Source organism: Flammeovirga sp. SubArs3 (genome assembly GCF_947387565.1).
Lineage (GTDB): Bacteria > Bacteroidota > Bacteroidia > Cytophagales > Flammeovirgaceae > Flammeovirga > Flammeovirga agarivorans.
In genome coordinates this window covers 1-23418 of record NZ_CANDOA010000006.1, presented here as the reverse complement: position 1 = coordinate 23418, position 23418 = coordinate 1, and the positions used below count along the sequence as shown (strand labels likewise).

At 31.1% G+C, this 23418-nt stretch carries 18 protein-coding genes; 6 read left to right on the top strand and 12 right to left on the bottom strand.

Features of this window, described 5'->3' with window-relative positions; translation table 11 throughout:
* Positions 1–16 precede the first annotated feature (16 nt).
* The 3 genes from QL232_RS17200 to QL232_RS17190 form a co-directional block, all read right to left on the bottom strand.
* A complete protein-coding gene (locus QL232_RS17200; protein ID WP_168884252.1) occupies positions 17–784 on the bottom strand; it encodes a LytTR family DNA-binding domain-containing protein in 768 nt (255 codons plus the stop codon).
* Complete coding sequence (locus QL232_RS17195) at positions 784–1830, bottom strand: histidine kinase (protein ID WP_281615082.1); 1047 nt, start codon at positions 1828–1830, stop codon at positions 784–786. Before QL232_RS17195 ends, QL232_RS17200 begins: the two co-directional genes overlap by 1 nt.
* Before the next feature lie 71 nt (positions 1831–1901).
* A complete protein-coding gene (locus QL232_RS17190; RefSeq protein ID WP_281615081.1) occupies positions 1902–2561 on the bottom strand; it encodes an outer membrane beta-barrel protein in 660 nt (219 codons plus the stop codon).
* A 221-nt stretch (positions 2562–2782) separates the two neighbouring features.
* Here QL232_RS17190 and QL232_RS17185 point away from each other — a divergent pair, with 221 nt between their 5' ends.
* Positions 2783–4096 carry an O-acetylhomoserine aminocarboxypropyltransferase/cysteine synthase gene (locus QL232_RS17185; RefSeq protein WP_281615080.1) on the top strand — a complete coding sequence of 438 codons (1314 nt, stop codon included), beginning with the start codon at positions 2783–2785 and terminating at the stop codon, positions 4094–4096.
* A 75-nt stretch (positions 4097–4171) separates the two neighbouring features.
* Here the strand turns inward: QL232_RS17185 and QL232_RS17180 are convergent, their stop codons facing one another.
* Both QL232_RS17180 and QL232_RS17175 read right to left on the bottom strand, forming a co-directional pair.
* Positions 4172–4534, bottom strand: coding sequence for a phage holin family protein (locus tag QL232_RS17180; protein WP_168884248.1), 363 nt, complete (start codon positions 4532–4534; stop codon positions 4172–4174).
* A complete protein-coding gene (locus QL232_RS17175) occupies positions 4534–6078 on the bottom strand; it encodes a serine hydrolase (protein WP_281615079.1) in 1545 nt (514 codons plus the stop codon). Before QL232_RS17175 ends, QL232_RS17180 begins: the two co-directional genes overlap by 1 nt.
* Before the next feature lie 134 nt (positions 6079–6212).
* On the opposite strand from QL232_RS17175, the gene QL232_RS17170 reads away from it, so the two are divergent.
* The gene (locus tag QL232_RS17170) at positions 6213–6893 is read left to right on the top strand and encodes a hypothetical protein (protein ID WP_168884246.1); all 681 of its coding nucleotides are present in this window, start codon (positions 6213–6215) and stop codon (positions 6891–6893) included.
* A 2-nt stretch (positions 6894–6895) separates the two neighbouring features.
* Positions 6896–8608, top strand: coding sequence for a hypothetical protein (locus QL232_RS17165; protein WP_281615078.1), 1713 nt, complete (start codon positions 6896–6898; stop codon positions 8606–8608).
* A 90-nt stretch (positions 8609–8698) separates the two neighbouring features.
* Here the strand turns inward: QL232_RS17165 and QL232_RS17160 are convergent, their stop codons facing one another.
* The 6 genes from QL232_RS17160 to QL232_RS17135 form a co-directional block, all read right to left on the bottom strand.
* Complete coding sequence (locus QL232_RS17160; protein WP_281615077.1) at positions 8699–9640, bottom strand: DNA-processing protein DprA; 942 nt, start codon at positions 9638–9640, stop codon at positions 8699–8701.
* 187 nt (positions 9641–9827) lie between these two features.
* Complete coding sequence (locus QL232_RS17155; RefSeq protein ID WP_281615076.1) at positions 9828–10598, bottom strand: GNAT family N-acetyltransferase; 771 nt, start codon at positions 10596–10598, stop codon at positions 9828–9830.
* 1422 nt (positions 10599–12020) lie between these two features.
* Entirely contained in the window at positions 12021–12572 is a 552-nt protein-coding gene (locus tag QL232_RS17150) for a DUF1572 domain-containing protein (RefSeq protein WP_281615075.1), read from the bottom strand.
* 1785 nt (positions 12573–14357) lie between these two features.
* The gene (locus tag QL232_RS17145) at positions 14358–15224 is read right to left on the bottom strand and encodes a hypothetical protein (RefSeq protein WP_281615074.1); all 867 of its coding nucleotides are present in this window, start codon (positions 15222–15224) and stop codon (positions 14358–14360) included.
* Between the two features lie 90 nt (positions 15225–15314).
* Positions 15315–16199: a ParB/RepB/Spo0J family partition protein gene (locus QL232_RS17140; protein ID WP_281615073.1), complete on the bottom strand. Its 885-nt coding sequence runs from the start codon at positions 16197–16199 to the stop codon at positions 15315–15317.
* A gap of 4 nt (positions 16200–16203) precedes the next feature.
* Entirely contained in the window at positions 16204–17067 is an 864-nt protein-coding gene (locus QL232_RS17135) for an AAA family ATPase (RefSeq protein WP_168884239.1), read from the bottom strand.
* A gap of 819 nt (positions 17068–17886) precedes the next feature.
* Here QL232_RS17135 and QL232_RS17130 point away from each other — a divergent pair.
* Positions 17887–18954: a replication initiation protein gene (locus tag QL232_RS17130; protein ID WP_281615072.1), complete on the top strand. Its 1068-nt coding sequence runs from the start codon at positions 17887–17889 to the stop codon at positions 18952–18954.
* A gap of 122 nt (positions 18955–19076) precedes the next feature.
* Here the strand turns inward: QL232_RS17130 and QL232_RS17125 are convergent, their stop codons facing one another.
* Positions 19077–19514, bottom strand: coding sequence for a hypothetical protein (locus tag QL232_RS17125; protein ID WP_168884237.1), 438 nt, complete (start codon positions 19512–19514; stop codon positions 19077–19079).
* Between the two features lie 213 nt (positions 19515–19727).
* Between QL232_RS17125 and sbcB the strand changes: the two genes are divergently transcribed.
* Both sbcB and QL232_RS17115 read left to right on the top strand, forming a co-directional pair.
* The gene (gene sbcB / locus QL232_RS17120) at positions 19728–21188 is read left to right on the top strand and encodes an exodeoxyribonuclease I (protein WP_281615071.1); all 1461 of its coding nucleotides are present in this window, start codon (positions 19728–19730) and stop codon (positions 21186–21188) included.
* Positions 21189–21257: 69 nt separating this feature from the next.
* Entirely contained in the window at positions 21258–23009 is a 1752-nt protein-coding gene (locus tag QL232_RS17115) for a hypothetical protein (protein ID WP_281615070.1), read from the top strand.
* The last annotated feature ends 409 nt before the right edge of the window (positions 23010–23418 follow it).

Sequence of the window (23418 nt, the reverse complement as noted above, 5' to 3'; positions counted from 1 at the left end):
ATTATTCATTTTAATATTAATCCGTTTTAACGACCCATTGTTTAAATTTCGAAACTTTCTCCTTTGGAATAATAATTTCCTCTTGCTCGAACCCTTTTATCCTCAAAACCCATTTTCCGTTATAATAAGGTTCTATGGATTTTACAGCATTAATCTGAACAATAAACTGCCTATTCACCCTAAAAAAGTCTTTTGGATCTAACTGATCTTCCAATTTATCCAATGATAGATCTAATGTAGCATTTAGGTCACTATTGGAAAGCACATGAACAACTTTATTTTTAGAGTAAAAACAATTGATCTCATCTACTTTTAAAACCGAAAGGTTAATTGGTAAGTTGACCCATATTCTTTTTCGATAAACCTCTTTCTGATTTTGAATAGTATCTGAAATGCTACTTATCAACTCTTTTGATACTGGTGCAGACTTTCTAGTCTGAAATTTATCGATAGCATTTTGGATATTCTCTTCATCAAATGGTTTTAGTATATAATCAATACTGTTTACCTCAAAAGCTTTTAGGGCATATTGATTGTATGCTGTCACAAAAATGATAGGAACATCTATTTCTACTTCTTTAAAAATGTCAAAACTCTCACCATCTGTTAGTTGAATATCAGAAAATATGAGGTCGATCTTTGTATTTTCTTCTTTAAAAAACTCTAATCCCTCTTCTACCGATTGTATAGGAAATAAAAATTCTGCTTCTGGTAATAAGGTTTGCACTGTTTTTTTAAGATAACGTTGTGCAGGAATTTCGTCTTCGATAATTAAGATCTTCATTATTTATCTATTGTTAGTAAAGGTATTTCTACTATAAATTCGTTTTCATTTTGTTCAATTTTGACTGTAGCATTTGAGTCAATATGATGAAAACTATCATTTAAATATTTAAGGCCTATGTTATACGACTCAGGTTTCTGTGATTTTAATTGAACATTATTCTTTACAATCACTGTATTTGTATCTGAAATGATACTTAAATGTAATGGTTTTCTTAATGTAGCTTGATTGTGTTTAAAACAATTTTCAAGAAGAAGTTGTAAACTAAGTGGTGGAATTTTCTTATCCAATGAATCTTCATGTATTTCACTTTCAAATATTAAACCCTCACCTAATCTCACTTGATGCAAATGTATATACCCCTGCATTACTTCCCATTCTTCTTTAAAAGAAACTAATTCTTTGTCCTTACTATCTAAAACATATCTGTAGATCGTTGATAAATCCAATGCAAATCTCTTCGCACTCTTAGGATCATAATCTATTTCAGATATCAACACATTAAGACTGTTAAATAAAAAGTGCGGATTAAGATGAGCTTGTAATGCTCTATTCTCTGCCCTCAGTTTTTGTTTTTGCAATTCTGAAATTTCAATGGAACTCTGACGCCATTTGTTCAAGAAATCTTGTGTGATCGTTAATGAGGAATATAGTAATAATACCAACCCTTGAAATACTCCTATAATAGTATTATTCTTAGTAAAGATAATCGCATCTCCCCTACCGCTCATCACACTGGAAGTGATTAAAGTAACATAAAAAAAGATGAAACTCATTGCGAATAAAGACATCAACTCAACAAATAACCTTGTATTTGTATGTATCTGAAAGTACTTAATATTATAGAAAAACTTAGATAACTTAATACTTAAGTAGACAGTCCCATTAAAATAAATGAAATATAAATAAGTGATGGGATACCCCAACATCTCCCGGATCATAAATTCTTTCGACGCCGCCCAATACGTAAATACAAATAGTATTAAGGAGATGACAAAAGAAAGAATTGGAGGAAGCCATTTATAGTTCCGTTCTAATAAAATCATATAACAATTGATGTTAGACTAATTTATACTAATCTATAATAATTCCTCCAAAAAACAGTGTTAAGCAATGTTTATCTTATAAATCTCTTTCCTCTGATTCTGTAAGCAACACCTATTTGGAATGTAGCATATAAGTCAGTTGGTGATTGTTGCGCTCTGTTTAAATCCAAGGTATTTGATGAAGTCACTCTACCCATTGCTTCGGCTGTTAAAAACCAATTGTCTTTGATTCTATGTCTCATACCGATACCAAAATTCAGTGTTCCCCCCGCTTTATTGGCCTTAGTGTTCAATAAATGGTGATTTACTTCTGCTAAAAATACACCCGTACCTCCCATTAAATACCATTGTGTATTTCTATTATTTAATCTTTCAATATTACCTAAATCGAAAATAAAAATAGGTGCGACTTCTAAAATTGTAGTATTAAAAGCATTTTGGCCATAGGTTTCGCTATTTGCCCTTAAATCTCTAGATGATAAACCAGATAGAGAGGTTTGGTATCTTAAATGAAACCTTCTTGATAATCTTGTTTGATAATACAGCTGAAAAGATGGCTGATGACTTTTCCCATCGAAGATGCGTTGGTTTTGATTAACATAACCACCTGAATATAAAGAAGTACCAATACTACCACCTACCATATGATAATTAGTGAAATCGGCAGTGGATTGCGCTCTTACAGCAAATGATAAAAGAATTGAGAAAATGAATAAAAAGGTATTTTTCATGTCGATTGTTTTATGTTTCAATTACTTAAGCGACAATTCCTCGAAAAAACCCTATAAGTAGCATATAAGTCATCTATATTTTTCTGATTCTTAAATTTTCTAAACCCAAATTCCATTATATTAGTAATATCAAAAATGTTTACTAGATTTACCTATAGACTGACTAGAGTATTCATTTCTAGTAAAAGTTGTAATCAAAAATTAATCTAACCTTTTGAACTATGAGCGAATATAAATTCGAGACCCTCCAACTACATGCAGGACAAGAAGTAGACCCGACAACCAACTCAAGAGCAGTGCCTATTTATCAAACCACTTCCTATGTTTTTGATAATGCAGAACATGCCGCAAATCTATTTGGTTTAAAAGAATTTGGTAATATTTATACCAGAATTATGAACCCAACTACAGATGTTTTTGAAAAAAGGATTGCAGCCTTAGAAGGTGGTGTAGCCGCTTTAGCTACAGCCTCTGGTCAATCGGCACAATTCCTTGCATTAACAAACATCTTAGAAGCAGGAGATAACTTTGTATCTTCTTCATTTTTGTATGGAGGAACTTACAACCAATTTAAAGTACAGTTTAAAAGATTAGGTATTCAGGCCAAGTTTGCTAATGGTAATGATCCAGAATCGTTTGCTGCACAAATCGATGATAAAACAAAAGCCATCTATTTAGAAACAATTGGTAACCCTGAGCTATGTATTCCTGACTTCGAAAGAATTGCAGAAATAGCAAAGGCCAACAAAATTCCTTTAGTAGTAGATAACACATTTGGTGCTGGTGGATATGTATTCCAACCGTTAAAACATGGTGCTAATATTGTTACTGCCTCTGCTACCAAGTGGATTGGTGGTCACGGTACTTCTATTGGAGGTGTAATTGTAGATGGTGGTAATTTCGATTGGTCAAATGGCAAATTCCCTATGTTTACTGAACCTTCTGAAGGATATCATGGACTAAAATTCTGGGAAGTATTTGGTGAAGGTAACCCATTAGGATTACCAAATGTTGCATTTACAATTAGAGCAAGAGTAGAAGGACTTAGAGATTATGGTCCAGCCATTTCTCCATTCAATTCTTTCCAACTACTGCAAGGTTTAGAAACACTTTCTTTAAGAATGGAAAGAATCTGCCAGAATGCTCAAACTTTAGCAGAAAAATTAGAAGCACATGATTTAGTGGATAGTGTAAATTACCCTGGATTAGCTTCTAGTAAATATAACGACTTGGCCAAAAAATACTTCAAGAGAGGTTCTGGTGGAGTGTTTACTTTTGAGGTAAAAGGTGGATTTGATGCTGCGAAAAAATTTGTTTCTGAACTAGATTTAGTTTCACATTTAGCTAACGTAGGTGATGCTAAAACATTAGCAATTCATCCATCATCAACAACACATGAGCAATTAAGTGAAGAGGAACAAATTGCAAGTGGTGTAACCCCAGGTATGGTAAGAATTTCTACTGGTTATGAGCATATCGATGATATCATTTCAGATATTGAACAAGCTTTAGAGAAGACTACAATCACAGTTTAGAATATATATATAATTCTATAATACAGAAAAAGCCACTAAATAATTGAATTTAGTGGCTTTTTCTACTTGTGGTAATTAATCTCTTCTCACTCCAAAAAGGGAATCTAAAAACGTTAGCACTGTTGAATAAAACAAACTAAATACAAACGATGTTCCTAATCCTCCTGTTGAAAAACCATCTACCCAACTACCTGCCCAATAAAACATTAGTGCATTGATGACTAGTAGAAAAAGTCCCAAAGTAAAGACAGTAATTGGTAATGTCAATAAAGTTAAAATGGGTTTAACAAAGGCATTTAGAACACCTATAGCTAAAGCTGCCCATATTGCAGTTCCATAATTGGTGACACTTACTTCAGTTGTAAACTGTCCTAAAACACCAGCACAAGCCCAAACTGCTATAGCCGAGACTAATATTCTTACGATAAATTCTTTCATTACTGTATTCTTTTTGCTTTTATTTCATTAAAATAGAAATCGTTATTCGGAACATCAAATGAAAGCCCAATTATCTTATTTTGGTTATCAGTATCAAATTTTACAGTACCAAGAGTAAACCAAGGACTTTGTCTATACCATTCCATCTTAAAAGTATCATAATTCCAATGTGTCAACTTTGCATTTAACATGTTTTGGTGTTCAAACTCAATGGTAAGATTTCCATCCTTTAGTTTAACTGTAATATCCCCATTCAAGTCAGAATGATACACTCCTTCATAAGAAGTCAACTTAAGTGTTGGTTTTGTACCCTCAACTCTACTATTTTCTATATCTTTTACTCTATGATCATTTTTATATCGATCATTAGAATATTGTAAATATTTAGAACTATAATCAGGAATATCATCCAAACCCATGAATAAATCTACCGCATAGTTTGATGCTGCACTTATTGGTGACTTCAGACCATTCGTCAAAACAATTACACCAAGATTTTCATCAGGTATCATAGTCACCATGGTAATCATACCGTCATACCCACCTGAGTGACTTACCCTCATTTTACCATGATAATCCTTAATCCCCCATCCAAGACCATAACCTGAAAAATGTGTATTTACCTTTGCTTTAGTTAGGTCAGAGGTATAAACATTCTGTAACTTCCAAATTGTATTTCTAGTAGAAGCTGTCATTAAAGTATCTTCACCAATTATTCCATTATTCATGTTAAAGGTAAGCCACTTTGAAAGGTCTTCTACAGATGAAATTAAACCTCCTGTCGCTGCTATCTCTTCCCAGCTTGTCCATTCAATAGGTTTGTTCACAGTATTATCAATAAGCATATGAGGTGTAGCATAATTCCCCTTTTTATCTAGTTCCTTTAAAGAGTAGATTGTTCGGTCCATACCCAACGGATCTAAAATTCTTTCTTGAACGTTTTCTCCCCAAGATTTACCCGTCACTGTCTTGATTAATTCACCAGCGGTGATAAACATTAGATTCGAATAGCCGAAGCCATCTCTTAGTTCGAAACTTTGATCGACATATTTAATTCTTTCAATAATTTCCTTTGATGTATAATCTGATTGATACCACATAATGTCACCAGAAAATGTTCCTAGACCAACTCTATGTGATAAAATATCTTTAACAGTAATCAACTGAGAAATATATGGATCATACACTGCGAAATAAGGAATATAATCAACAATCTTATCGTCCCAATGTAGTTTTCCTTCATCTACTAATTGGCCTATCATTGTAGCTGTAAACCCTTTTGAAATACTAGCTATAGCATATAATGTGTTTTTGTTTGGAATTTCTTTTCCCCCTTCTTCTTTTGTGCCATAGCCTTTAGAGAAAATTAATTCTCCGTCTTTCACAATCCCAACAGTCATACTTGGCACCTCCCAAGAAGCAATAATCGATTGACAGTATTTGTCAAGTTGTTTTATTTCAGACTTATAGTTTGCTTTTTTCTGTCCAAATGAAAGATTTGAAAGGAAAAAAATTACTAAAAAATATAATGTAAAGTGTTTCATATAATGGTTTTATAATCAATATTTTTTATGATTTGACCTAAAAATACCTAAAAAGGGGGATACCCTAGAACCGATATGAAATTTAATTTTACCCTTGTTAATATAAATTAACATATAACAATAACAAATTTTTAATGAAGACGAAATTACTCTTGCTATCTGCCTTGCTATTTTCGAGCATGGTTAGCTTTGCCCAAGACATGCCTTACGATCACTATGGAGAAAAGTTTGCGATTGGAGTTAGCGGTGGCTCCCACGGTATTGGTATTGATGTGTCCAAAAATCTACACAAGCACTTTAATGGATCTTTAGGATTCAATTATTTCAAAATCAACGACTTTTCTAGATCAATTACAGTTGATGGTAAACAATTGAAATCAACTGTTGATGTAGAAATGGTAAACGTTGATCTAAGAATCGAGTATCTACCTTTCAAAGGTAGTAGCTTTAAAGTAGTTGCAGGTCTTGCTTACATGATGAGCAGTGGCGTCAAATTACTTGGTGTTTATGAAAATTCTGTAACATTTGGTGAGTTAACGATCGATCCAGAAGACATTGGTGAGTTAAAGTTTGACGCTGAATGGAAACAAGTTTCACCTTACTTCGGAATTGGTATTGGTAGAGCAGTACCTAAGAAAAGAGTTGGTTTTGGTTTAGATATCGGGACTTACTACTTAGGAAAACCAAATGTTCAATTAACAGGAACTGAATTGTTGAGTGCAATGGGTACTCAAGAAGCTCAACTTCAGTCGAACATGGAAGAATACACTTGGTTCCCACAATTAAAATTAAGATTAGCAGTTAGATTAAACTAAACATGAAAAAATTATATATTCTCTTATTCTGTATTGCAGCAACATTCTATCAGTGTACAAACCCATTGGAAGGTGTTGATATTACTGTAAACTCATCTACATCTACCCATTTTGGTATGATTGAGATTTCTGATACTACTCAGCAAGACCTTTCTCAGGAACAAATTTCTGTAGAAATCATTGGAGAAGGTGCTGAATACTTATACAACGAAGCAGGAGATAAGAACTTTACTCCTTCGAACGGTATGTTATCTTTTGTAGTGGATCCAGACTACACTTTTGCCGCACCTTTAGAATTTACTGTAATGGTACGTGGTGATAACTATATCGAACAACAAATCCCTGTTACTTTAACTGAAAGCGATACGCTAAGCTATACTCGTATTGAGTTAGATCGTTTAGATAACGTGACTCAAGGAGAAGAGGTTGACGAAGATAATTTTGATTTAAGCTCAGGAAGATTTTCATCTACAGCGACATTTAGTACACAAAGAACTTACTGGAATAACAGTAGCTTAAGTGCTGAAGTGTCAATTCCTGCAAGTTCAGGTTTCACTGATTTCTATGGAAACAACATCGATGCAAGTGGACTAAGAATGGGTCTTGGTGCTTTCGATTATGAATCGTATTCATGGAATGGTTATTCATATAGAATGTATATTCCTGCTTTAATCAGAAATACACAAGGAAACTTACAAAATGATAGAGGTATTTACATGTGTCAATTCTTATATTTCTACATGTATGCTTATACTTCTTCATACCAAAGAGTATATCAAACTTCAAGTTCTTTTACTGTTAGAACTGATATTAACCCTAATACTGTCAATCAATTAACTGGTAACAGAATTCAAGCAGGAGATCAAATCTTTGTTTACAGAATGTCAAATAATAATAACTATTATGATTGGTACGTTCGTGAAACTGAAGAAGCTGCTACTGTACAAGAAGATGGAGATGGAAGCCTTTATATCTCTTTTGAAACTAAAAATGCTTCATACTTCTGGATTGGTTATGACATGCAAGTTTGTAGATCATACCAAGCACAAACTACACCTAAAACATACACTAGTAGCTATTCGAACTACACTTATGTTTACTATCCATGGGTAAGAAATGAGGACTTTGGTTCAATCAAATTCTCAATCGATAAAACATATAATGATGCAGTTCTTGCAGGTGTTAGAGTTTTAATCACTTTCCCTGACGGTACTAAGCAAAGAGTATATGATTACTATGGTATGCGATTGTATGATGGTTTAAATATTCGACCATGGTATAGTTTAGGAAATAGTAGTATGACAGTTGAAATCTATGACAGATTTGATGCATCTAAAGTTTATTATACTTCAAATGCTTTCGACTTATGTAATGGTGACGTTACATTAAATGTCGATGAAATCTTAAGTAAATTACCAGATTATAAAACGGTGACGATTGATTACACAGGCCGTTGTGGCGATACTGTAATCCGTCCAACTGTACCTCTTTACGTTGAATACGATGTTTCAAACAGCTACTATTGGTGGTCTAGATACCAATATTACTATGTTCGTAATGGTAAAGTAACATTATACTATATGGAAATCGGTAAAACATATAAATTCCACACTGTTTACAATGGTAAGTGGTATTCTGAAGATGTTACGATTACTAGCGAATTAATGAAAGATGATGATTACGAAATTCCACAAAGACTTTGTGATTTACTGTAACATCCACTAACATTAAGTCTCAAAACTTAATGAAAACAAAAAGCACCATAAGAGATTATCTTATGGTGCTTTTATTCTATATAAGTCTTTTTAAAAAGGTAATTCTTCCTCCAAAAAGAACTGAGGAAAATCGTTTTTATTCTCCAAAACCTTAATGGTACATTTAAACGTCTTATTATTTACGTCCTTAGCCTTACAATAACTTATCATACCATCTTTACCTTTTTCTATTAAAAGTCGATTACCGGCGTTTTTAGGGTGGTTTAAAGTATTATTCACTGGTAAGATAACCCCCAGTATTCTTTCCATTCTAGAGAAGTAACTCAATACAAATCTTGTGTCATCGTTAGGTGCATCCTGTACTAGTACTAACCTATTTGATAATGAAGCAACCACTTTACAAGCTTCAATATATCTGTATTCATCATAAGCAACAGTAGGAGAAAAAGGAGATACCACACATTTCATTGTAGCACTATGTATATCATGGTCTGGTGTATAAAGTTGGTCGAGACTTGAAGCTGCAACACCAACAAACGTTCCATCAAACTCTTTTAGTACTTCTATGGTAACACCTTTTTGTTGATTTAAAATGAGATTCACTTCTTCTTCTGTACAATACTCTCCGATTCTATTTGAAATTTTCATACCTACCTGATCTGGAGTTCTTGTACCAATAATTCCAACAGAGTATCTATTTAATAACTTATGATTACCTACTGTGTAAAGTAAAGGCCATAACTCGGTTACTTCAGCAACTTGTTGAGGGTAATCCTGAGATAAAAAATTCAATACTTTAATATTATATGATAAACAATCTTCAAGTATCTTATTTGCTACATTAATACCTTCATTGATTTCTTCTAAAGCCACCTTTTGAATTCTATTGGTTTTCTCAAAAACAAAAGAAATTGCCTCTAAAACAGTTTCACATGAATTCTCTGCCTCAATTAAGTAATCTTTATATCTGAATAAGAATTTTGGACCAAAACCCTTGATATTCAATATGGAAAGTAAGAGTCTATCTAGCATTTCATTAAAGTTAAAACATTGGTGCAATGTAACATTTTTCACAAATACTTACATTTTTTTGTGATTTTAATTTTTTTGGTTTTATATTGCGTTTGGGTAAAGAATCATAGGTTAGTCACCTATATAAAAAAATCAACTAGTTAAGCATTCGTGCTTAGCTAAAAGCATCTTGCATTGCAGGATGCTTTTATTTTTTCCCAAACTCAAGAATTATACCTGTTTCATTAAATTTGAATTTCTTGAATATGCCCAATGAATCTTCAGATGCCTGAGTTACTACTTGCTCGACATTCATATTTTTAGCAAAATACAATGCCGCTTCTACCAGCTTTGTTCCTATTCCATTTTTTCTTTGATCACTAAATACAGATAGATTATAAATACCTGCTACCTTAGGATTTTCTGGATCAAGAAATAATTCTATCACTCCAACTGTACTTGTTCCATCAGAGTAATTTAAAAGAATCGATTTATCCTGCTTTAAGATGAATTCAACATTCCTATTATAATGATGTAAAACCTCGGTATCAAATGGATCCCAATTGTTTGCTATAACAAAGGCATGATCAATGATATCTTGCTTTTCTTTTGCTTGAAAAATATTTTTATCGACTTCATTTAGTTCTACAAGTGATAATGTTGGTAATTCTAACATAATACTTGATCCAGCTTCTTCTAAGCTCAAATTTTGAAAAATATCACTTAATGTATCATTTAAGTCACTCTTGTCAAGCCAAACACATGGTTTTCTCAATCTATTCTCACAAAAGTCAATTGCCTCAGAAACTTCATTTATTACAATTTTGTCTGTATCATGAATATGAATGATATTATATGTATCAGATTTAAAACCACTATCTATATAGGTTAATGAATCTGTATTTAGAACCCTCATTAAAGCATTATTTGAGGGAAAGTAATTTGCATGATTTTTAAAATTTCTATTTGATAAATTCATTATCCTCACTTTATTTTTGAATAAAAAGCTAAATATAGTACAAAAAATAACATTCTGTATAAAGACATATACTTCATTATTCCACAGCAACTGTCCTCTAATACATCATAATTTGGGTATAAAATGATTAAAAATCTCGATTTATGAAGCTAAAAAGAAAAATAGACCTAAAGTGTTCAAGGTAGGATTGCTTGAAAATCATGCTACACATTTTCCGAAAAAAATGACAAGTGAAATAATTTCACTAAATAGATTAAATACTTGGTGAACCATATTCCTATTAGATAAACTTACATTATCAAAAAGTTTTCATCTTCTGAACTAACTTTAAAATATATCTCAAATGCTACATGATAATTTTTAGGCTTTGGCAAATTTGCCAAACGCATCATTTTAATATCGTATTCATAAATAACGTAAAGCTCATATGTAGCATTTAAGATACTTTTTATTATTAATACTTATCTGTAACAATTTATTATTGAACACTTACTTAGAAAAGTATCTTATTTGATACTTTCAAATACTCATCATTTCTATAGTCTTTTATTCATCAACTGTATTTTCATTTCTGAATATATTGGAAATAGCCTTTGGTAAATTTGCCAAAACTAATATAGAACTGAGACTAGTTATCTAATCGAATAATAATGTTTAAATAAAATCTGATTGTAGTGTCCTTTTCAAGCAAGTAATACTTATATATCTTTAGTGCTAAGTATTATTTTGTGTTGGAGTAATTATGAGATCGTGTTTCTTTTACAATAGATGATATTAATCGTTCTTGATTTAATAAGCTTAATATACCAAGTAGGTATAGCTTTTTTCAAAGTTCAATAATTCATATTTCTAGGATATTCAAAGTGTACAATTTATTTGTTATGATCTTCAAAAGTTGTCAGGTAATTCCATTTATCATTTTGCCTAGGGGTATTATCTGGATAAACAATCTAAAATGAAGTGAAACCTTCCAAAGTAAAATTACAGTTTATCAATATCTAAACTTGTAGTACCTAATTTGATTTTCCTGATTCAAATAATAGAAGTAGATATAATATTGAATTAACGCTAAGACTGAGAACATCGGTAGAGTAATAAAAAATATCATTTTCAAATAGAGTTCTATTGAAGAGAATATTTATATAATCAATTTCTGATAAATATTAGAAAGCGAGTAATAATACCTTTGTAGCTTTTAAGATACTTTTCTAAGTGCGTCAGAATTCATGAGCCTTAATATTTAACCATTGGCAAATTTGCCAAACCTAACAACAAATGGAAAATATAAGATGTAATAAGTCAAAACTGATATAAAGATAAACTCTTAATAATAGTCTTTCATACTCAGAAATAGGATAGATGATATATTAAGACTTTCGTTCCAATTGATAGAATTTAGTTTTTTAATTAAAGCAATCTTCTTTATAGATCGTCAGTGTAATGTTCATTTCTTTTTGGTCTAGAAAACTTATTCTGATTATACTCTTTTGATTTTCCTTTTGGTATTGAAAGAGATTTCCAACTTTCATTCTGTATAACTTTCCCAATAAAAACAATTTGCCCTATATGATATGGATAGTGTGCTAATTGCCTATTTATTGCTTCTGATACTGAATGTCCCATATTACGAATGTATACTATTTTATCAAGGTCTTTTTCAGTCAAAGAATTTATAGCATTAAATAAACATTCCCATCCCTCGTTCCATTTCAATAATAATTCTTCTTTAGTTTTTATATCATTATCAAATTCTTCATCTCGATTTCTCCATTCTTTTTCTCCATCAGATGTTAGAAAGTTAGTCCAACGAGAAAGCATATTTCCATTAAGATGTTTAACGATCATAGATATACTGTTACTTTCTTTATTCAGTTGCCAAAATAATTTCTCATCAGGTACTTGCTCAAATGTTTTCTCTCCAAGGAATTTATAATAATCAAACTGTTTTTTTATACTCTCTAGGTATGTATTCATAAATGTTACTTTTTATAATAATTAGTTTCGACTGACACTAATATAAAACTTTCTCAAAGTTGTTTTATAATACTAATGGAGTCCTATTAATTTACTGTAAGCCAAAAAATATACTTGTGAATTTGAAGGAGTAATTACAACAAAATTTAGCTATACAATTCAAACTCTACGATGTTTCTATTCATTATTTTAAATAATTCAGACGAGTTGAAATTAATATATATCCAATAACCTTTGGCAAATTTGCCAAACCATAAAGGGAAAGTATCTTAAATGCTACTTCTATAACATGTGATTGATTTGAAGTATTAATGAAATAAAAACTAGATTTTAAAATTCTTGATCTATTAAAGTAATAGTGATCAAAAGAAATTTATAAACTTATATTCTAACAGAACTAACACTGACTAATAGTTATTTTACTTGGTGAACTACTCCAATGATACCAATAGATATTATGGCAGATCGATTATTAATAATTCATCTTATTCAGAATTTATGTGAATTATCACAAAACAGTTTTTCCAGGTAATCTAAGTTTCACAAATGAAAAATAAATCTTCAATTAATTTTCTGTAGAAGGTTCAACTATGATAAATAATGTGTATCTATATATCGATCAAATAAGAATTCAAATAATCAAAGCTAGGTTAACTTTATAATCTCTAGTATAACTTACACCAAGAACAATTTAAAAAGACAACATAAAGCCTTTGGTAAATTTGCCAAACCCATACACAAAGTAATAATATCAATCACAGTACTTATAATAAATGTAGCTTTTAAGATACCAAGGTTCGACAATAAACTTCTTATAAATCAATCTTTGGTAATCTTACAAAGCCTTAAAAGGAAGAATCATAATAAGTAATCACTTTAACTATATCATCACTAATTTGATTCAAATTTTGAATAGCTACATATCTAATTAAAATAGCAACATATATCAGATGTAGCATATAAGATACTTTTAGGCTACCATAAATAAATTAGGAATTTAACCTTTGGTAAATTTGCCAAACCTGTTGAGAGATAAAATATCTAATAACTAAATACAGTACTTTGTAGCATTTAAGATACTATACATATGAATAAATTCTGAAATCATTAATATACCAACCTTAATTATATAACCAACTTGAAAATAATGCACTAGAAGCTTAATGAAGGTATTTGAATAATATAAATAAAGTATCTTAAAAGCTACCTTGGGCAAATTTGCCAAACCATGATCTGGAACATATATCTTATATGCTACAATTCAATTTACTTTAGAATAGTCTAGTTACGACTTATTAGAACTAATATTTCCCGAAGTACAAATGTGATCAAAAAGAAATATAGCTTTTATAGGGAAAGGATTGAAAACCTTTTTTATAGTCTAGTTCTTTACGATAATGAAGAAAACCTTAGCAGTAGTATAATTGTTTGAAGATGTTCATTGCAATGATTCTAATAATAATTTCTAGGTAAACTAAAATAAATATTTCACCCGAACATCTTTCAATGATAAGTTCCTATTGATTGTTCATTTTATAGAAAATCACCTAAATCAAAAGATACTAGCTTCAGTTGATGATTCTATTAGTAGAGGCTAATTTCTCATGATATTATGAAGTCACCATTACCAGTATACAAACACTTTAAATGATAAATTGATTTGTAGAAGGAAAAATAATATTTAACTGATCGAGTAGGATATAATAGTAGAGTATAAAAAAAGTAAGCCCCAATAACTAACTATTGAGGCTTACTTTTTTTATTGAAAAACTTTAATGAATTAAATTAAGCTGCTATAATCTTAACCATAGCCTTAACTCTTTTAACCGTTGTAGTACTGACATTGTGTTTCTCAGAAAGTTTAGAGATAGACAAGTGATCTAATTCAATATCTCTAACCAACAATGGGTACCTTTCGAGGTAGTTCCCATTTTGAGTCGCTTGAGGTTTTGAAAAACTAAAACCAATATTACTTTCTTGAGTTGGTGTATTCAAATTGATTTCGTTTAATGGAACCCTCTCTTTAAACTCCGGTTGAAAATAATTGCTCTGTGAAACATTAGATGTTTGTGGATATGTTTTCATAGGGGATCCTTCTAATGTAGACCAACTGGCTAAGGCTGACAATAAAAACAATGCAATAGTTAAACCTTGTAGATGATTTGTTTGACCTGATATTGCCTTTAGTTCTGTAGCTTTCTCATTGACTTTCGTAGACAATTGTTCCTCTAACTTTACAATCTGTTTTTCTATTCTTGATGCATTACTGTGAGACTTCCAAGAGTTCTTCTTTGATGAATTCTCTAACAACATATTTTGAGCATCTAATAATGATTTCTCAAGAACTGAAATTTCTTGGTCGAACTTTGAATTGATTTTTTCATTGGCTTGAACATGGATTCCTAAAAAATCAGATGATACAATCACACCACCAAGAACAATCGCTACAAAAAGAGAGGGAGATAATCTCTTTCGTTTTAGAGCAGTCATACCTTCTATAAGGTAGGCATGTGCTAACAAAGAGAGAGTAGAGGAGCCTAAATAAGCGATCCATAAGTTTACATGTTGAGCTAAAAAAGCGCCACTTACATAAGCACTGTAAGACACCGATAGTGTAATTAACACAAAATGGTGTAACTTTGAGATGTTCATTTTACTTGAAGATTTAAATTGGACAAAATAGAAGGATACACAAACTTTGGTCGGGGAGTGTATCCTTTTTTGTATTTAGAATTTTGAATATTACTGATTGTAATAACTCGATAGAATTTTTACAATTGTTTCTTCTATTGATTGCCCATATTGAGAGGCATCATTTGCAATTGCTGTTTGAATAGAATTTGGTAATTCTAATGCTACATTAATTGTATTAATATCTGAGCTAATCACCTTTTTCTGATCATTAGATACAGTTGGAGGTGTTTGGGTTACTGTTTTTTTCTTTGGCTCTACTACTTGTGTATAGGCCTTGTGAATGGACTTTTCTCCAGCAAGAACTTCGTTGACTAATTCATCATCACCTAGCTCTTTAATTTTTTTATACTTTCCTACATTTCTTGCAGAAGTATTAGATAGTTTGGCTACCTCTTCTCTAGTATCAATTTTTGGTAAATTACTCTCACCTTTACCTCCTGCTACTAGATTAGCTTTTGCTTGCTCTTGAATCTGTCCTTCTAATGCTAAAGCAATCTCAATACGTTCAGCATCTAGTAAGTTTCTACGTCCTAATTGGTTTCTCAACATCCACTGTACAGCATCAGACTGAGATTCAAACTCAAGACGTTTAATAGGGACCCTATCAATCCCAAGGTCTTTCGCTGCTTGCAAACGGTGGTGTCCATCTACAATAAATGTCCCTAAGTTATTATCATAAACAACTAGAGCATCACGAATACCTTCATCATTAATTAATTTCCTAAATTGTTCTGCCTCCTCTTTCCTTTGGGGACGGATAGTTTTTTGATAAACTGGGTCAATTTGGAGTAAAGAAGTCGGTACTTTTTCTACCTGTTCAGAATTTCTTTCAGCTTCTAATTTAATATCTAATCTCTGCTTCTCTTTTGTAGTATTATCTTTAATACTTTTCGCAGTGAGTAGATTCGCTATTGAGCTTCTTCCTTTTGCCATAATATTACAGGCCTAAATGTGTTATTAATTCGTTATAAAGGTCATTGTATTCATCTTTTGCTTTCGCCTTTACAATCTCATGTTCTAAACTAAGATCGCGATGATATCTTACCTTTTGCTTTAAAGTAGTATTTAACAGCTTGATGTTATCGAAGCTTTTTAAAGCCTTAAGATCTTTACTTTCTAATGTATTGCTGTCTTTATTTATAATTCCTAGAGCAATGAAACTTCTACCTTCTTCTTTTCTTTTTTCTTCAATATCTGGTAAGACAGAGATTGTTGCAAACGAAGATGACAAGGCTACTGTTGTTGCTTCTAATGGTAAAATAGCTACATCAGAATAAGCTAAAGTGGTAATGATAAAGTCAGATTGTTGTAATGAACCTGCTGTATCAATAGCAATAATATCGTAATTATGTTTCTCCTTTTCTAAGATTTTAATAAAGTCTAAAACGGGTGAGTTAGATCTATTTAAATCGAAAGTAAGTAAAGAAATATTGTCATCAATACCAGCTGTTTCTACTATCGTAGATATTGTTTGCTGATAATCACAATCGATAACAAGAATTTTAAGATTTTCTCTTTTCGCTATTGATGTCATAAATAAAGTCAACATGGTTGATTTACCTACTCCTCCTTTTTGATTGGCAAAAGTGATAATCTTTGCTTCTTTCTTTTTCATCAATTCCTCAAAAGAAACACCTAAAACTCCAGCTATATCTTCAATCTTTTTGATCGATAAGTCTGTATCACCACGTTCAATTTTGGTATATCCAGACATAGACATACCTAATGCCTCAGCCATTTTACTCTGACTAATTCCTTTTGTGGAGCGTACTCGTTTAATATTTTCAACTATATTACTCATAAGGATAGAATGTTTATTATTTGATGCAAATATATATCACTTTTAAGGAAATCAAAATTAATTTTGAAAAAAATTATATTACTTTCAGTGATAATATTATTTGATAACATGACATACTTATCAGGTAGTTAGTATAAAACTATCACTTTCAAGGCATATTTATTAAATTTTCACAGGAAATATGACTTAAGTGCTACAATAAATCAATAAAATTGTTGTTTTTAAGTATCTAACATGCTACATTAGGACATTGAAATTAATGTAGCATTTAGGATACATCGCGTAGTCCTAAATTTTTTTAGGTATAAGTATCTAACTTGCTACATTAAAATAGACTGAGCAATAACGATTGTTTACTCTTATTTCTATAGAATGTATCATTTAAGTCATATTAATTAATCTACTCCTATATTTTTAAAGTAGCATTTAAGATACCTAAGGTAAACTATTTTAATTTTTATGTAGCAAATGAGATACTTTCGAAAAATAAATTGAATTATTGATTAAATGAATCCTCATTGTATCTCAAATGATACTATAACTATTCATAAAATACTTAAACACATAATAAATTAAGTATCTTAAATGATACATAAATTTAAGTATGAAGTGATTATTTAATTATTAATAGTTATTACCTTATATATTATAGAATCCATAACTAACTGATATACAGTTGTTAGTAGGTTATTTCAGTAGCATATAAGTCATTTTCAAACAGCATTTTAGATATATTGAGTAGCATTTAAGTCATATTAGCGTAGCATTTCAGACATCACAAGTAGCAAATAAGATACTTGGGTAGCATATAAGTCATATATGAAAGATTTAATAGTTAATATTAGTAGTGGTAAACAGAAAGTCAGGAGATCTAACCACTTTATTAATGCAGAAGATAGAAAAACTCTTACTCCATTGGCCCAAAAAGTATTACTATACTTTTTTACAGTAGTTGACCGATCGAAACCAGAAGATATGGTAACGTTCGATATCAAGGACCTTTATGGTATAAAGAAACTAAACAGATCACATTATGTGAATGTAGATAAGGCGTGTAGATTGTTATCTGAGTCGTCTCTAAAGTTTACAACAGGTGAGCCCGGTAAACACTTCAAAGGAAAATATATTCCTATCTTTAGTGAAGTGAATATCGATGGTTGTATGGTATCATTTGAGTTTAATCAGAAATTCTCAAAGTTATTGACACCTTCTGATAACTACACTGATTATATGTTTCAGAATATTAATGAAATGCGTTCTACATTCTCTATGAGGGTATATGAGCTCTTGAAACAGGGTGTAGGTAGATATAAGACAAGGGAGTTTACTGTTGTAGAGTTAAAGAAACTATTGGCCATAGATGGAAAACCAACTTACAATAGGTTTGCTATGTTGAAAAATAGAGTCCTTGATGTAGCTTGTAGAGAGATTACAGAAAAAAGTGACTTAAATGCTACATGGGAGATCAGTAAGAAAGTAAAAAGAACTGTAGTAGCAGTTAAGTTCCACATGGAACTCAAAGACCAGACACTTGAACTCGATACAGTTAGACAAGATATCACATCGAATGTATCATTTGAGTCACAAGCTGAAATAGAAGAAGAACCTAAAACAACTCAAGCATCAATAAACTTTGGAGGAAGTAACTTAAATGCTACAATAGTACCCCCACAAAATGATTTTGATGATAAAGTTGAGAAGTTAAGGTTACGTTTAGAAGAAATAGGTGTCTCAAAAGCTACAATAGCTGTAGCAGTAAAAAAATACAGAACTCTCCCTACATGGAAAATATGGCCAGAAGTAAATGCGGTAAGAATGGCCGTAAAAGATGGCAACAAATTTCCAAACAAACATACATTGCGAAAATTTATACTAGGAGAGGAATAACAATATGACTTATATGCTACATTAAGTATTTACTTTTCTAGAATTATAAATGTTGGAATACAAAAAGGGTTGACATAATTATAAATAATGCGAACCCTTTTTCAATATCTTTGTAATAATATCTATTTCTTTTTCATATCCTCTTCAATCAGAGTTCTAATATAATCCGATACCTTCTGATTTTTCTTATTCGCCTGTGTCTCTAAATCATTATATTCTTCCTTAGACATACGGAAAGTGACGATCTTATTCGATCCACCTTTCTTTCTTGGCTTTCTACCTCGGTGTTGGATGGCAATACGATATTCCTCTAAAAAATCCTTTGTAGATAAAGCATACGGTTTAACACCATCTACGAAAATCATAGATGTTGCTTCGTCACCTTTCCAGGCGGCTTTTCTTTTTGACGTAAAACTTTGGAAGAAGGCCTTTCTAGTTTCAAAGTTTTTTATATCTGAAGATGGAAGACCCTTAATATAATCTTTCAAAGATTTCTTATCGTTCTTCGCTAACTTTTCAACCTCTTCAAAAGGTTTTTTATAGTAAATATACTTTGCCATTTGAGATATATTCGTATTACGTTATATACAAATAATTAATTTTCACAGACAATTGCAACTTATTCGTAATGAAAATTTTATATTTAATATTTTTTTTTAGATACATTATTTGAGTGATGAATATTTCTAATTAATGTACAATTCATTAGTTTCGTAAAAGTCATTACTTTTTGCATGTAATGTTAATGGAGAAGAAAGCTATACTTTTTAATAATGAACCCGACATCATTTTTTTTTTATGATTATGAGACTTTTGGGAGAGACCCAAGAAAAGATAAAATTGCACAATTTGCCGGAATCAGAACTGATATTGATCTAAATCCGATTGGAGATCCTATCACTTTATTCTGTAAGCCATCAAAAGACTTTCTTCCAGATCCGGAAGCTTGTTTAATAACAGGTATTACACCACAAATAGCAGATGCTCAAGGGATAAAGGAATTCCAGTTTATGGGACAAATTAAAAATCTGTTGGGAGCCAAAGGAACTTGTCATATCGGCTATAATAATATCAAGTTTGATGACGAATTCACTCGTTTCGGATTCTACAAGAATTTTATCAATCCATATTCTCATGAATGGGCAGACAATAATTCAAGGCTAGATGCATTAGATATCTTAAGATTTACTTATGCCTTAAGACCGGAAGGAATTGTATGGCCTGAAAATGATGAAGGAAAGAAAAGTTTTAAGCTTGAACATCTCTCTGTAGCAAATAAGATACTTCATGAAAATGCACATGATGCTACTGCAGACGTTTTAGCAACTGTTGAAGTATTGAGACTCGTAAAAACTCATCAACCTAAGTTGTTTAATTATGCAATGAAGATGAGAAATAAGGCCAAAGTAAAAAACATGATCAATAATGCAATGTCGAATCAACAATGTTTATTGACAGTTTCTCCTTTTGTACCGGTAGAAAATGGTCATCTCGCATTTATGTATCCTATATGCTACGATACTAAAAATAGCAATGCAGTAATTGCATATGATTTAAGAACTAACCCAGAACTCTTAAAAGATATTTCAATTGAAGAATTGAAAGCACTAATCTTTAAGAAGAAAGAAGATATGAAGGAGGGAGATGTAAGGCCTGGGTTACAACAATTATATATCAATCGTTCGAGTATTTTTGCAGAAACTAGAACTTTATCAAAAGCAAGAGCATTGGAATTGAATATTTCATTGGATACTATTGAGGAAAACAGAAAGAAAATGACAAGTATCTTAAATGATACATCTGTAATGGAAAAAGTCAAAGAAGTTTTTAACTCACAATATGATATTGACCCAGATGTAGATACTCAGTTATACAATGGTTTTATTTCTAATAATGATCAAAACCTTGCTAATAGAATTGATAACATTGCTTCTAATGCACCTCAAAATTTAAATGCTAACTATTTTCCATTTTCTGATGAACGTTTAAAAGAAATGTTATTCAGGTTCAAAGGACGTAACTTCTTTGAGATTTTAGACCATCAAGAAAAGGAAGAGTTCAAATCTTTCTGTAGATCAAAAGTGATGGATGTGACTAATGATAGTATTGGTATCAAAGTCTATAAAGAACAAATAAAGTCTATGATCGAAGAGGATACTAAAGATGGTAGGGCCAAAGGTATTTTGACTTCCTTATTGGTTTATGCAGATAGATTAGAATCAGAGCTTCAATAGAAAAACTAAAAAGCAATATTCATGAATCGCTTATTTTTTAAATATATATTTTTGACTTTTATTATTTCATTGAGTTTTCAAATAGCAAATGCACAGGTATTTAAATTTGAGACTCCTAAGAAGAATGAAGGAATTCAAGTAAGAACATTACCTAACGGAAATAAGATTTCAAATTGGAAAAAGGTAATAGAGAAAAAATCTAAAAGACCAACTTCAAATGACCTTATTGCTGATGCATTGTTTGTAGATTTTGGTAAAATAGATCTCAATTCCTCGAAAAGTATCACTATAAAGTGTATAGCCGGAATTGAAAGCGAGGATATTGAATTATTTTATATTGGGGACACTGATTTGTTCTCTATAGACATCGGTGATGACCAAAACTTTTGGCAGACAAATGATAGTACTGTATTTCATCAATCACCACTTGAGGATATCAGTATAAAAATAAGGCCGAAACCAATTAAGAAAGGTACAAACCAGGCCTACATGGCTTTTCGTATTGATAAACGATTGGTAAGAATTGCGATGAAATCAAACGTTACTGAAGAAGTAACCTTTCATCAGGATACAGTCAGTATCAATTTAGGTTTAGTGGAAGCAGATTCTATTGGGTTTACAGATTATACATTTTTTGATTTGCAAGAACTCCCACTAAACTTTGAATACTCAGGAGATGCTAATGCCTTTCAGTTTATGGTAGATGGAGATTCCATTTTAGCAGACAGTATATCTCAAGTGATACCGAATTCAGATACACTGACCTTATCCATTGCACCTATCGCAGATAAACTCGGAGATCATTATGGTGCAGTTAAATTAGGGAATAACTATTTACAGCAAGAAATAACGATAACCTCAAGAGTTGAAAAAGTGCGAGGAGAAATCTTCTGGGCAGATACAAATCATCTTGAAAGAAATATTGAATATTTAGAAACCACTTTATATTCTCCTCAAGACACACTTTATGCACAATTGTCATTATATAATGATAGCGATTATGACACTCTATTTGATATCTCACATTATATAAATATAAATGCTGATGATTGGTTGGATTATAGTTTGCCTGTGACTCAAATGCTACCAAGAAGTATCACTATGATCCAAGTTCCATTTTATCCGAACAAGACATCAAATTTGGATAATGACTTAAATGCTACGATAGATATTTTAATTTTAAAGGATTCTTCTACAAATACTCAAAAAGTAAATTACAAGCCAGTAGAGAAATTAAGAGAAGAATTGAAAACTAACTTTCCTTCTTCATTAACCTTTACCTCAAAGAAAGATACACTTGAAATACGAATCCCTTATTTGAATACAGGTAAGAATGCCGTTTATCCAACAGTTAAAACTTTTATGGATGAGATAGAATTACCATCAGCAATTCAAGTATATTATGGAACACCTAGAATCAAGTCTTGGAGAAAGGGATATATATCTATTTATATGACACCTTATGATTCCATCAACTTTCACAAAGAAAAGACGCAAACATTAAAATATAAGGTTTATGATGAAGTGGTCGAAGCAGATATTCATATAAAGCAAAAACCATTATCTGCGATTATTAAAGATTATACCCAAGAAATTATATTAGGTATCATTTCAGTCACTTTATTAATCTTATTGATTTTTTCACCTAAGATCTATAAGTATGGTAAGAGAGAATATGCAAACTATCTTATCAAGGCGAACCTTAAGAAGGATATTTTCTCAATAAACAGAACAATAGGTATCATTCAAGATACTTCCATACAATCTGCCTTAGAGCAGGACCTAAATAAGAAGAAAGAAGAGTTAAGTAATATAACTTAAATGCTACATTGAAACTCTAAATTCGTAAAGAGCATATTAAAATGTGTATTTGAATTTATTTTGAATAAAAAGGTAATGGGACTATTGTTTTTTTAAAATGACTCATTACCTTTGTCATCCCTTCAAACGGAAGGCGATATGAAAACAACATTTTTATTAAAGTGCTATTCATTTCAACATTTTGCAAAGAAGAAAGCGATGTAAATTAAAATTTCAAATGAAATTAAATAAGCATTGCATATTAAATTTCTCTTCTTACCTTTGCACTCGCTTCTGAAAAGAGGTGGTTACAAAAGACTAAAACGTTGGTCTTTTTAAGCAGAGAATAGAAGTTGAAAATCTTCAGAAATTAGCTCAAAAAAATAAAATAAAATTTTTTCAAAAAGAGTTTGGAGATTAAAATTTAGTT